5 protein-coding genes and 1 tRNA gene are annotated in these 12,459 nt (G+C 70.3%); 2 read left to right on the top strand and 4 right to left on the bottom strand.

Translation table 11 applies throughout. The features are described from left to right. Nucleotides 1–342: 342 nt before the first annotated feature. Nucleotides 343–418 (top strand) — tRNA-Val (locus PLE19_22745). 75 nt (nucleotides 419–493) lie between these two features. On the opposite strand, the gene PLE19_22740 is transcribed toward PLE19_22745, so the two are convergent. The 4 genes from PLE19_22740 to PLE19_22725 all read right to left on the bottom strand — a co-directional run bounded on the left by PLE19_22740 (nucleotide 494) and on the right by PLE19_22725 (nucleotide 10,143). Further along, nucleotides 494–4,858, bottom strand: a complete 4,365-nt coding sequence (locus PLE19_22740) for a Calx-beta domain-containing protein (GenBank protein ID HPD17766.1) — start codon at nucleotides 4,856–4,858, stop codon at nucleotides 494–496. A gap of 79 nt (nucleotides 4,859–4,937) precedes the next feature. Then, nucleotides 4,938–5,840: a hypothetical protein gene (locus PLE19_22735; protein ID HPD17765.1), complete on the bottom strand. Its 903-nt coding sequence runs from the start codon at nucleotides 5,838–5,840 to the stop codon at nucleotides 4,938–4,940. Nucleotides 5,841–5,869: 29 nt separating this feature from the next. Further along, nucleotides 5,870–6,442, bottom strand: a complete 573-nt coding sequence (locus PLE19_22730; GenBank protein ID HPD17764.1) for a hypothetical protein — start codon at nucleotides 6,440–6,442, stop codon at nucleotides 5,870–5,872. Nucleotides 6,443–6,744: 302 nt separating this feature from the next. Then, on the bottom strand, nucleotides 6,745–10,143 hold the full coding sequence (locus PLE19_22725) for a CARDB domain-containing protein (GenBank protein HPD17763.1): 3,399 nt from the start codon (nucleotides 10,141–10,143) through the stop codon (nucleotides 6,745–6,747). Nucleotides 10,144–11,125: 982 nt separating this feature from the next. Here PLE19_22725 and PLE19_22720 point away from each other — a divergent pair. After that, nucleotides 11,126–12,346 carry a glycosyltransferase family 4 protein gene (locus PLE19_22720; protein HPD17762.1) on the top strand — a complete coding sequence of 407 codons (1,221 nt, stop codon included), beginning with the start codon at nucleotides 11,126–11,128 and terminating at the stop codon, nucleotides 12,344–12,346. Nucleotides 12,347–12,459 lie beyond the last annotated feature (113 nt).

Here is a 12,459-nt window from a genome sequence, read left to right as displayed (position 1 = left end):
CGGCCCCGCGTTGCCCAATCGCGGCCGCGTCGGGATCGCCAAACCCTGATGAGCCGCATTTCGGGTGCGGGCCGGAATTGTGGGCGGGGTGATTGTCACTGGAGCCTGAAAGGCCCGCATGGGATAGCCCAGGGCAACGCCCTGGGTTCAGTGGGATTCACGGGTCCAGCCCTGAAGGGGCGAGATAGAAGCTCTCTATTCCGCCCTGTCAGGGCTGCCGCGGGGCGGTCTTGTTCTATTTCGCTCCTTCGGAGCTCCCGCAGCCACCCACAATTCCGGCCCGCACCCCCGCATTTTCGTGGGCTTGACACTCGGGAGCCCAGATGATACACTTTGGGGGTTGGGCGATTAGCTCAGTCGGTAGAGCGCTACACTCACATTGTAGAGGTCACTGGTTCGAGTCCAGTATCGCCCACCACCCCTGAAAGCCCGGTTCGCCGCTTCCCGCCGCGGTGACCGGGCTTTCGCGTTGAGGCCCGCCGGGAATCCGCGGCTACTTCTTTCCCGCCGGCGCCGCCGCAATCACCTCGACTTCTGCCTCCAGTGTCTGCCCCAGGACGTCCAGGGTGACGACGTAGGTGCCCGGGGACGAGTAGGTGTGGGTGACCAAGGGGCCCTCCGCCGTGGCCCCGTCGCCGAAGTCCCACTCGCAGACGGCATCGAGCGGGACGCCAAGGGCAATGGCCGCCACCTCCAGAGGCGCGGGGCCGCGGTTGGGCACGAGGAGGATGGCGATACCGCCTTCCTCCGGCTCTCCCTTGGACTCGCCGGTGGCGCCGCCGATGCCGAGCGCGCCCTCGTCGTCGGCGATCGAGATCGTGGCGCTTCGCTTTGCGGGATTCGCGTCGAGGCCATAGCCGGGCGCCGCCACGAGCGTGAGGGTGGCGGTTTCCGTGGCTTCGCGCACGGCATCGTCGAGGGGCACAAGCACGATGTCCACATAGCCGGGGGTCGCTGGAACGGCGACGGAGGTGCCCGTGAGGGCCGTGCCATTGACGAGTAGCATGTAGTCGGCTCCCGAGGCTCCCGGCGCCCCAAAGGTTGCGGTGCCGCTGCGGGCGAAGCTGACGGTGACGTTGGCTGGGCCAACAGGGGTGCGGGAGATCCGGTAGACGCCGGGGGAGGCAGGCTCGGAGGCCGCGGGGTCGAGGGCCGCGATGCTCAAGGTCGGCTCGTTGTCGGCGATGGTCACGGTGGCCGACTGTCTGGCAGGGTCCGGATCGAGGTGGTAGCCCTTGGGCTTCGAGAGGGTGAGGACGACGGTCTCATCGGGGTCGCCCAGCGCATCGTCAATGACCACGACCTCGATATCCGCGTAGCCGGGCACCGCGGGCACGTTGACGCTGCTCTTCACGTCCAGCCCGCCCGAACGCAGGACGTAGTCGCTGCCGGCCTTGGCCGTGCCCGTGACCTTGAAGCCGACGGGGAGAAGCGCGGCGCCGCCCGGGGTGCGGCGGATGCGGAGGACGCCGTTGACGTTCGGCTCGCTTGCCGCGGGATTCAGCGCCTCGACGCTGACGATCGGCTCGTCGTCGGCGATGGTGACGGTGGCTGTGTTGCCGGGCTGTGCCACGCCATAGCCAGGGCCGTTGAGAAGCCTGACCGTCACGGTCTCGCTGTCCTCCACGATCGCGTCGTCGAGAACGACGACCTGCAAGTCCACGTAGCCCGGGGCAGCCGGCACCGCGATGCTCGCTCCCACGTCCACACCATTGGCGCGCAGCACGTAGTCCTTGCCCGCCGAGGCTGTTCCGGAGAGGGCGAAGGCGATGGTGAGGGATGGCGGCCCGCCGTTGCTGCGCCAGAGGCGGAAGGCGCCGTGGTCGGCCGGCTCGGCCGCCTCGGGGTCGGTCGCCTCGATGCGCACGAGGGGCTCATCATCCTGGATCGTCACCGTGGCGGCGCTCTGCGCGGGGTCGGCAGCGTAGCCGGGTCCCGCCGTCAGGGCCAACGTGGCCAGTTCGGTGCCCTCGGCGAGCGCATCATCGTTCACGGCCAGCTCGATGTCTACGAAGCCCGGGGCCGCCGGCACGGCGACGGAGTTGCCGGGCAACGCGACGCCCCCGATGCGGAGGGTGTAGTCAAGGCCGCTCGTGGCGGTGCCGAGGCGGGTGAAGCTGACGAGGAGGTCGCCGGCCGGTCCGCCGGTGCGGCTGATGCGGAACAGGCCATGGTCGGCAGGCTCCGCCGCGGAGGCGTCGAGGGCGGCAATGGCGACCACGGCCTCATCGTCGGCGATGGTCACGGTGGCCGTCTGCCTGGCGGGGTCGGGGTCGAGGATGTAGTTCTTGGACTTGGCGAGCGGCAGGACGACGGTCTCCGTCGGCTCGGGCAGCGCATCGTCAATCACGAAGACCTGAATATCCACGTAGCCCGGCACGGCGGGCACTTCGACGGCGCCTGCGTTGTCCACGCCGTTGACGCGCAGGAGGTAGTCGCTCCCGAGGCGGGCCGTGCCTGTGGGCTTGAACTTGATGGGCAGCAAGGGCGGTCCGCCGGGCGTGCGATGGATGCGGAACATGCCGTGGTTGTTCGGCTCGCCGGCTGACGGGTCGAGGGCCTCGACGCTCACGACGGGCTCGTCGTCCGCAATGGCCACGGTGGCCGCGTGCTTCGCGGGGTCCAGGTCGAGGCCGTAGGCGGCCGTTCGCACAAGGGTGAGAACCACGGTCTCCGTGCCCTCGGCCGCGGTGTCGTCCAGCACCGCCACCTCGAGGTCCACATACCCGGGTATCCCGGGCACCACGACGGAGTTGCTCGTGAGGATCAGGCCATTGGCTCGAAGCAGGTAGTCCTTGCCCGACGTGGCCGAGCCCTGGCGCGCGAAGGTGACCGTGAGGTCGCCCGTGCCCGCGTCGGACCGGCTGATCCGGAACATGCCGCTGTTGCCCGGCTCGGCGGCATCGGGGTCGGTGGCCACGATGCCCACGGACGCGTCGTTGTCCAGGATCGCCGCCCAGGCCATGGTCCGCGCGGGGTCGGCATCGGGGCGATAGCCGGCGCCGGCGAGCAGCACGAGGGCCACGGTCTCCGTGCCCTCGGGGGTTGCGTCGTCCCGCGGCTCGATCAAGACGTCCACGTCGTCCTGCCCGTCCTGGATGGCCACGGAGGAGCCGGGCAGCGGCACGCCGCCGACGGAGAGCGTGTAGTCGCCCCCGCTGCCGCGCGTCGCGGTGCCGGCGAGCAGGAAGTTCACGGTCAGCGCCCCGGTGCGCCCGATCCGTCGGATGCGGAACAGCCCCGTGTCGGGCGGATCGCCCGTGAGGGTCTCGGCAGCCGACGGGTCTGGGGCGAGGACGTGGACGGCGACCGCTGGGCTCTTCGAGGCCTGCGCAGTGCCGCCGTAGGCGCCGAGGTTCATGCACCCGCCGTTCGGGAGGGGCTCGAGCCCCACGCCATCGGCCGGATCGCCCACGTCAATGCACGGGCTGGTCGTGGCATCCGCGACCCAGCCGCCGGGGGTCCAGTGGCCGGCCTCGGACATCAGGTGGTAGTCGCCCTGCGTCCAGGCGCTGCCGATCCAGCCGCCCGGCGCCACGAAGCGGGGGTCCTCCCCTCGGTTCTCGCCGCCGTCCAGGGCCGTCGCGGGCAGGCCGCCCTGCACGTTGCAGTAGCTCACGAGCGGCGCCGCGCCGGCGACACACTGGAGCTGTTGGCCGCTCGCGCCCTCATTGCCCCAGAGGATGCAGTGTTTGAGTACGGGGCTCGCCGGGTCCTGGCACAGGAGGCCGCCCCCGCGGTTGTGGGCGACCGTGTTGCTCACGAACGCCAGCGCGTCGCTGGCGCGCAGGGCCGCGCCGCCGCCCGCGCCGCTGGCCTGGTTGCCCGTGACGACGTTGTGGTGGATGCTGGCCGCCGAGTCTGAGCAGGCCACGCCGCCGCCCTGCGCCGCCGCGTTGCCATAGACCTCGTTGTGGGCGATCTCGCCGGAGCCGCCTTCGAGGGCCACGCCCCCTCCCCCGCCGCCGGCCGTGTTGCCGCGCAGGACGCAGTGCGAGAGGCTCAGCGCGGAGGCCAGCCCGTACAGCCCGCCGCCGTCGCCCGCCGCGGCGTTGCCGCTCAGCGTGCAGGCCTGGACCACAGGCGACGAGCCGTCGCACAGGATGCCGCCTCCGTCGCCCGCCGTGGAGCCGTTGCGAAGGATGAATCCCGACAGTTCGCCCCCCGGGCACGCAACGAAGACGATGCACCGCCGCGTCCCCTCGCCGTCAATGGCCGTGGCGTTCGCCGTCCGGTCGAGGCTGCGGCTGGCATCCGCGAAGTCGCCGCCGCCCGCCGCGTAATCCGCGCCGCCCACGTAGCCGCCGCGCAGGGAGAGGATCGTGCTGTCAAGCGACACGGTCTGGCGGTAGACGCCGGCAGCCACCTTCACGGCGTCGCCGCTGGTCGAGGCGCCCACGGCCTCGCCGATTGTGTTGAAGGGCCAGCGCGCGGAGCCCGTCTCTGTGCCGGTCGTGTTCGAGTCGTCCACGCACAGTTCCGAGGGGTCCGTGACCGTAAAGGCCAGGGCGTTCGAGGGCACGCCGTCCTTGAGGACGCAGATGTCGTTGGCCCCGAGACTCAGCCCGGCGGGCACCCGACAGTTGATGGCGGTGTCGGACCACGAGAGGTACTCGGACGCTTCGACCTGTGCCGGCCCGAACACCACCGTGGTGGCGCCCCGCGTGTCGCCGAAGAAGACGCCCGAGAGCCAGATCTGGCTGCCTCCGGGACCGCTCGCCGCACTCAGGGACTCGATATGGGGCGGGCCGATGACTCGGACGGTGATGGTGATGGCCGCGTTGTTCGCGGCGTGGGCTGATGGCGGAGTCACGCAGGCGACGATGCCGGCAATGGCCAGGAGCACCGCGAGGCGCATGGGGGCGCCTCGCGCTTTCGCGCGCCCGGCTGGCCCGGCTCGGCTTCTCATCGCACGCACCATCTCAAACCCTCAGCCTTCAGTGCGGCGTCGCGGCAGGCGCCGTCCGCACCCGCAGGCGGGCGAAGGCCGCACGGCCATCGTCGCCCCGCACGAGCACAATGGCTTCCCATGAGTTCCCGTGCCGTTCCCTGCCGGGGGGCACGGCTACGTCGAGTTCCAGTTCCGCCGAGGCGTTCGGTCTGACCTCAACCGCGGCCGACCCGGGCTTCACCCACGCAGGGTCCGGCAGCCAGGCCCAGCCGCCGGAGGGGTCCATGCGCGCCTGCCTCGCCTCGTCGGCCGTCAGCACCCTGACCTCGCCTCGGAACGGCTTGGCCGTGTTGTTCCACAGGGCCAGCGCCACGCGGCGGGCTCCGCCGCCGGGCGCCACGGCCTCCAGCGTCTCCACCGAGGGGGTCACGGCGAGATCGCCCGCGGGGGGCCGAGGGCGCCGGAAGAGGCCGCCCTTGACGCGCGCGGGCGAGGTCTCGATCTCGAAGCGCGGGTACAGCCCCAGCGTGAGCATCTGGCCCGCCACGGCCTTCGTGCGCACGGCCACCGCAACCGACCAGTGCTGGTTGTGGTACTCCCGGCCGTCGGGGATGTTGAGCACCATCTTCACCGCCGCATGGCCCTTTGCAGGCACCTCGATCTCGCTCTTCGTGAAGCGGACCCATGACAGGTCGGGCAGGTCGGCGTAGCCCTGCGGCACCTTCATCTTCTCGCGCAGCGGAGCGATGGGGGCGAAGACGATCGTCTTCGGCTCCTCATCGTCGTTCATGACGGTGATGGGGACGGCGAGTTCGGCCTCCTGGCCGGGCTCGACGCCCTGGATGAGCGCGCCGCCGGGCGACACGCGCATCCCCACCGCGTACGCTGCCGGGCCGCCCGCGCCGCAGAGCGCGGCGGCCGCCAGCGCGAGCATCAGGGGGTGTCTCATCTCATTCGATGCCTCCGTGAGCGGACGGCTCAGTCCTTGTAGACGCTGAGTTCCACGGTGATGGAGTGCTGGAGACCCGCGGTGGGACCCGTCACGGCGGTGGGCGCCGCGAAGCCGAAGTAGAGGTCCTGCTGGCCGCCGGCCGCCACGGCGGTCGCGGAGCTGACCGTGCCGGTGAGCGACGAGTTGGCCGCGGTGCCATCGGTGGTGGCCCAGTAGAGCACGGAAGTCGTCAGCACGTCATTAGCGCCGCATTGCCCGGTCGTGGGCGCGGCGCCGCCATCCCCCACGATGATGCCGTAAAGGACGTAGATGTTGGAGCCCGCCGCCGCGGCGGCGGTCCAGGCGCCCTGGTTGTCCTGATTCGTGATCCGCAGGCCGATGTTCTCGGCCACGTTGCCGTCATTCGCCACGTCCACCTTCGTGCTCACGGTGGTCGAGCCGGCCGCCACGGTGCCCAGGGCCACCGTCGTGGGGGTCACGCTGACCGACAGGTACTCCACTGTGACCGTGATCGTGATGTTCGCCGTCGTGCCGGCGAGGGCCGGCCCCGCGAGGGCCAGCAACGCCATCAGGCCAGCCACCATTGCCGTCTTCTTCATCGCACGCTCCTTTCCGAAACAGGTTGCCGAAGCGCACGCTGCGCTCCACAGAATCGCCACTCCCTTCGACGCACCAGTCCGGCCGCGAATCAGTCTGTCGCGCCCCGAGCCACGCGGCGTCGGCCAGGGCTTCAAGCGCCCGCTTGCGGTGGTTCCTCGACAAGCGAGACTCTTGCCGCTACGCGAGAGAACCCAGACAGACTCGTGGCCGGGGTAGTGACCACGATCGGTTCTTCAGTCGCACTCCTTTCTCTCCGCTCGCCTGCTGTCTCATGCCCCGCCGTGCACTGCCCTCCTCTCGCTCAGGGCGTTTCGCAACTCACCTCGACCGTGATCTGGTGCGAGGCGCCGTCGGTAACCGACAGCGGCAGGTCGAGGCGGAACCACAGATAGGCAAAGGCGTTGACGGCCATGTTCACGCCGTAGCTCGCGCCCGCGCGGTTGAAGCGGGCGCTGGCCGTGGCCGCCTGCACCGTGGTGGTCACCGTGTCGTCGCTCGCGAAGTCGCCCGACGCGGGGGTCTCGGCGGCGCCGCAGAAGAGCGCCCGCAGCCAGTAGCGCTCGGCGCCCGCGGAACTGCCGGCCGTCCAGCGCCCCAGGCTGTCCTGCGTGGCGACCTTGAGGCGCAGGGTCTCGCTGACGTTGCCCGTGTTCTGAATCTGGAACCGCGTGCCGGAGGCCGTGAGCACGGTGCCGCCGGCGGGCTGGAGGCCGGGGATGGTCCACGTCGCGGGGGTCACGGCGATCCCGAGGGTCGTGTTGGGGTAGATCCAGTTGATGCCGTTGATGTCCTGCGTGGTCAGGCTGCGTTTCTGCCCGCCGATGAGCCCGCGGCCGTAGAGCACCTTGCCCGAGTCGTTATACGAGTCGACGGTGCCGTAGAGGTCGCTGAGCTGGAGCGAATGGCCCAGCTCGTGCAGGGCGATGCTCTCGACGTCCTGGGCGTTCGACGCGCCGGCGGTGCTCCAGAGCTTCTCGTCGTTGAAGGCGATGTCGCTCTCGAGGATGGTGCTGCCGGTGAACCAGGTGGTGTTCAGCGCCGTCGCGTTGGGGTCTTCGGGCGTCGTGTCCCAGAAGATCTCGTTGATGCCGTTGTTGCTGGCGTTGGTGGCGGAGGTTGTGCCGCCGTAGGCGAAGGCGAAGGCGGCGCCCGCGGCGTTCCAGGTGGCGAAGGCGGCCTGCACGGCGGCGCCCTCGCCGGTGCAGTCGGCGGTGTTCTCGTTGATGCGGTAGGTGAGGGTGGGGCTGCTGCCGGGCCACTTGATGCCGCCGTAGCCGAAGGTGACGACGAAGGTGTAGTTGTTGCTCTCGCCGCCGGCCTGGTTCCTGACGGTGACGGGGCCGCTCGAGGCGTCTTCGGGCACGGTGCACACGATGGCGGTGTTGGACCACGAGACGATCGCGGCATTGAGCTTGGGGTTGCCCGCGGCCTGGAAGAACTGCACGCGGCTGTTTGCGCCCTGGGTGCCGAAGTTGGTGCCGGTGATCGTCACCTGGGAGTTGGTGCCCGCCGACTCGCTGCCCGGGGAGATCGAGGTGATCCAGGGCAGGCTGGCGCCGTAGCGCTCGATCACGATGTCGTCCACGAAGGGGCCCTTGTTGCCACCGTCGGTGCTGCCGGATTCGCAGACGAGGCGGAAGTAGACGGTGGCCTGCCCGCAGAGGTTGCCGAGGGTGGGCACGCTCTTGAGGTCGAACGTCACCTCGGACCAGCCAGGCAGGGTGTTGCCGTTGGTGTAGTTGAGGCCGTAGAAGGCGGTGCCGTTGATTGACGCCTCCCAGCGGATCTTGTCGTCGGCGCCGAGGTCGTAGGACACGAAGAATCGCACGCGCGCGTCGGTGCAGCCCACGAGGCTGAAGGGGCCGTAGGTCATGGTGCCCAGGATGCCCCCCGCCCACATCGTGCCGGGGGTGCTGGCGGGGTCCACGGAGTTGGCCTGGCCGCCGCCCGCTTTGCTGTCGCCGACGGCGAGCCAGGTCTGCGGCGCCCAGGTGATCAGGTTCGTGCCGTCGGTGAAGTTGCTGTTCACTGCCCAGTCGTTGGGCCACAGGCCCTCGAAGTCCTCGATCTTCACGGCCTGCCAGTTGGCCTGGATGACGTAGTAGGAGAGGGGCCCGCGCCTGTTGTTCGCCTCGTCGTATTCGGGGAGGGTGTTGGCGCGGTCCACGGCCACGTAGGCGTGATAGGTTCCATAGGCCGCCGGTGTGAAGTTCCACGTGAGCACGCGGGTTTCGCCCGGGGCGAGGTCGTCGGTCACTGTCCACGTGTAGTCGCCCGCGTCGCCGCTGCCGGGGGCCGAGGTGCGGTTCCGGTAGAAATCCACGGCGAAGTCCTGGGTCAGGGTGCCTGTTCCCGCGTTTCGCACGGTCACCGAGGCGGTCAGTTCCGTGCCCACGGACGATTGGCGCGGGGTGATGCTGAAGGCGTCAATCGCCACGTCGGGCATGTTGTCCACCACGTACTTCTCGATGAGCAGGTCGTCTACGAAGGGGCCTTTGACCCAGGCCCCCTCATCGTCGGAGTCGCACTGGAGCCTGAAGTAGATGCCATCGTGGCCGCAGAGGTTGCCGAGGGTGGGCACGGCCTTGAGGTCGAGGGTCACCTGGCTCCAGGTGCCGAGGGTGTTGCCCTCGCCCTGGAAGCCGCCGTAGAAGTTGCTGCCATCCTTCGACACCTCCCAGCGCAGCTTGTCGTTGACCGCCAACTGATAGGTTGTCCAGAAGGTGACGCGGGCGTCGGTGGCGCCGCGGAGGTCGAACGGGCCGTAGGTCATCCGGCTGATGAGGGTGCCGCTGGCCGGCTTGGGCAACGATTGGGTTAAGGGGTTGTGGGTGGCGCCCGCGGCCCAGCCGCTGTAGTTGCCCGACCTCCTGTAGTAGTCCTCCTGCCCCCAGGTGATCGCGGGAGTGCCGATGTTGCCGTACAGCGCCCAGTCGTTCGGCCAGGCGCCGTCGAAGGTTTCGCTCTTGATGGTCGTCCAGCCTGCGGCGGGGAGGACGGGGCCAAGGGCCTTGGCCGCCGCGGCGGCCAGGTGCGTGGCGCTCTGGGAGGCGTCGGGCTTGGGCGCGGCAGCGCCCGCCTTCGGCTCTGGCTTGAGGCGAAGTGGCGGGGCCTGCGGCTGGGCGGGCTCGGGGCGCGGCTTGACGGCCTGCCGCGGCCTGCGGCCGGTGAGAGCATCCACCTGGCTCACCAGTTCGGGCAGGGGCATGACCCCCAGGAGCCCGTGGGCCGCGCCCCGCTCGACGAGGAACTTGCTGGCGACGCCGGCGGCGGGTCGCAATGGGTCTCCCTTGAGGAAGAGCACGACCTCTTCGCCGCGGCTGACGCGCACCGCGGGGGTGACCCGCTCGCGAATCTCGCCCACCAGGCCGCCGGGAAGCTCGACCACCACCTCGTTGCCGCCCTGGCCTTTGAGCCACTGGTGGCAGCGGACCGTGGCGTAGGTGCGGATGCGGCGCCCGCGCGCATCGTCCACCCAGCGAGCCTGGGTGCTCAGCACGAGGCCGTGGATGATGGCCTCGCTATCCTGCGTGAGGCGCTGGAGGTCCGGGGCAATGACGCGTCCCGCGCGCACCGGGAGCGCGGCGCCCAGCAGGACGCAGAGGTGCACGGTGAGGCTCACACCGAGGCTGCGGCCGCGGACGCAGCCGACCGCGGCGCGAGCGGCCGGCGTGCGCGGGTTGTGTCCGTGGAGTGTCACCTGAACCCCGTCGCCCCCAATGCGTGGCCCGCGGAGGACGTGTGGGACCATTTGGGCCAGAGTCCCACCGCAATGAGCTATGCTGCAAGCAACTAGTGTGCCCGCCGGTCGCCGCTGACGGGCGACCGGGCTGTAACCACCTGCCGTGTCGGGCTTTCGGCGCATCAGTTTGCTTCGCCCAACGCTGCCGCCGTGCGGCAGGCAGCCGCCAGGTCCGCCATTCTCCGTGCTCCGTACCCGCGAGGCGGGTAGGCCCGGGCCCCGCCAAGGGGCGCGAGTTGCCTCCCAGTGCCAGCGCCTGCTTCCAGATTATAGAGGCGCGCCCTCCCCTGTCAACGCCCGCGGCAGCCCAAGGAGTGCCCTCCAATCCTGGTGCCTCCCCCCAATCGTCGCTAGGAGCCTGTCCAAGAATCCCCGTGTGCTGCGTTGCCGGCGTCAGCGGGCTGGATGCGAGGCGCGGCGACGCAGGCGATGCCCTGGAATGCATCGCTGAGGAGCCGCAGCGTGGCAGCCGGCCCGTTGACGCCGCAACCCGAAGGGACGCCGCGACTTCAGGCCGTCCGCGGTGTCGCTCGTCGTCTGCGATGCTCTCCGCTGCATCGCCTCCTCCTCGCTCCTTGCGTGCGGCCCGAACCGGCGGCGTCGCAGCCTCACGCGGATTCTCGGACAGGCTCCTGGCGTCCTGGAAGCCAGACACGGCGCCGCCATACTCGCTCAACCCTACCGCCGCGGAGAGTTGAGCAAGTATGGCGCTTTGGCGATCCGGACGGCTCGGCGGCCTTTCTGCCCATACTTGCTCAATTTCCTCCCCCTCCAGGTTGAGCAAGTATGGCGCTGGGGCGCGCCGGGGCTCCCGTGGCCGCCCCTGCCCCTCTGCATCCCTTGCGCTCTCATGGGGTAACGCAAGCGAGGAGCAGACGGCGCCTGGGGACCTGCGTCGCGGGCTGGATTCGCGGGGACCTTCCCTCCCGATTCTGCTATAATGGCGCCAGGGTCAGGAAGCCCGAGGTGCGCCGTCTGGTCGGCCACGGCAACATGGGCGCTTCCCGGTGATCGTGGCGCCCCGAACTCGAGCGCGAGGACACGCACGCTGAAGACGCTGCACATTGACAGCGAGCGCACCTGGCGCGGCGGCGAGCAGCAGGTGATGTACCTCGTCACCGGGCTGAAGGCCCGCGGCCACGAGGCGGTGGTGGCCTGCCAGCCGGGCTCGCCGCTCGCCGAGCGGGCGCGCGCGGCGGGCCTGGAGGTGGCCGAGGTGCGCATGCGCGGGGAGGCCGATTTCCGGGCCGTGCTGGCGCTGCGGCGCCTCATCCGCAGGGGCGGGTTCGACATCGTGCACATGCACACCTCGCACGCGCACGCCCTCGGCTGCGCGGCGGCCGCGCTCGCGCGGCGCAGCCGCACCGTGGTGTCGCGGCGGGTGGACTTCGGCGTCGCGACAAACCTGATCAGCGGGTTCAAGTACCACCACGGCGTGAACCGCTTCATCGCCATCTCGCAGGCGGTGCGCCAGGTGCTGCTGGAGGCGGGCGTGGAGCCGGGCAAGGTGGCCGTGGTGCACAGCGGCATTGACCTGGCGCGCTTCGAGGCCGTGCCGCCGGGCCGCCTGCGCGAGGAGTTTGCGGTGGCGCCCGAGGCGCCCGTGATCGGCAACGTGGCGGCCATGGCCGACCACAAGGGCCAGCGGTATCTCCTCGCGGCCATGCCCCGCGTGCTGGAGGCCGAGCCGAAGGCGCGCCTGTTCATCGTCGGCGACGGCGAACTCCGCGGCGCGCTGGAGGCCCAGGCTGCCGAGCTCGGGATCCGCCACGCCGTGACGTTCACGGGCTTTCGCACCGACGTGCCGCAATGGCTGGCCCTCTTCGACGTATTCGTCATGTCCTCGCACCTCGAGGGGCTGTGCACCTCGGTGCTCGACGCCCTGGCGATGCGGCGGCCCGTGGTGGCCGCAGCGGCGGGCGGCCTGCCCGAGATCATCCGCCACGAGGCCACAGGGCTGCTCGTGCCGCCGCGGGAGCCGGAGCCCCTCGCCGACGCCATCGTGCGGCTGCTGCGCGACCGCGAGCTGGGCCGCCGCCTCGCCGAAGCGGGCCGCCGCCACGTGGAGCAGGAGTTCAGCGCCCAAAGCATGGTCGAGGGAACCCTTCGAGTCTATCACGAGGTGATGAATGAAGGCCCGAGTGCTCAAAGCGAGCCTTGACCCCGAAGGCCTGGCCCGGATCGAGGAGGCGGCGAAGGCCGTGGCGGGGGGCGCTCTCGTGGCCTTCCCCACCGAGACCGTCTACGGCATCGCCTGCCGCGCCGACGATCCGC

This window comes from Planctomycetota bacterium (assembly GCA_035384565.1).
In the GTDB taxonomy this organism is placed as follows: domain Bacteria; phylum Planctomycetota; class PUPC01; order DSUN01; family DSUN01; genus DAOOIT01.
Note: the sequence above shows the minus strand (reverse complement) of the source record. Positions and strands in the feature narration are given on the sequence as shown.

Bases quoted from the DNA above. Each gene is read 5' to 3' on its own strand.
- PLE19_22740 (HPD17766.1), bottom strand. From the start codon at position 4,858: ATGCGCCTCGCGGTGCTCCTGGCCATTGCCGGCATCGTCGCCTGCGTG.
- PLE19_22735 (HPD17765.1), bottom strand. From the start codon at position 5,840: ATGAGACACCCCCTGATGCTCGCGCTGGCGGCCGCCGCGCTCTGCGGC.
- PLE19_22730 (HPD17764.1), bottom strand. From the start codon at position 6,442: ATGAAGAAGACGGCAATGGTGGCTGGCCTGATGGCGTTGCTGGCCCTC.
- PLE19_22720 (HPD17762.1), top strand. From the start codon at position 11,126: ATGGCGCCAGGGTCAGGAAGCCCGAGGTGCGCCGTCTGGTCGGCCACG.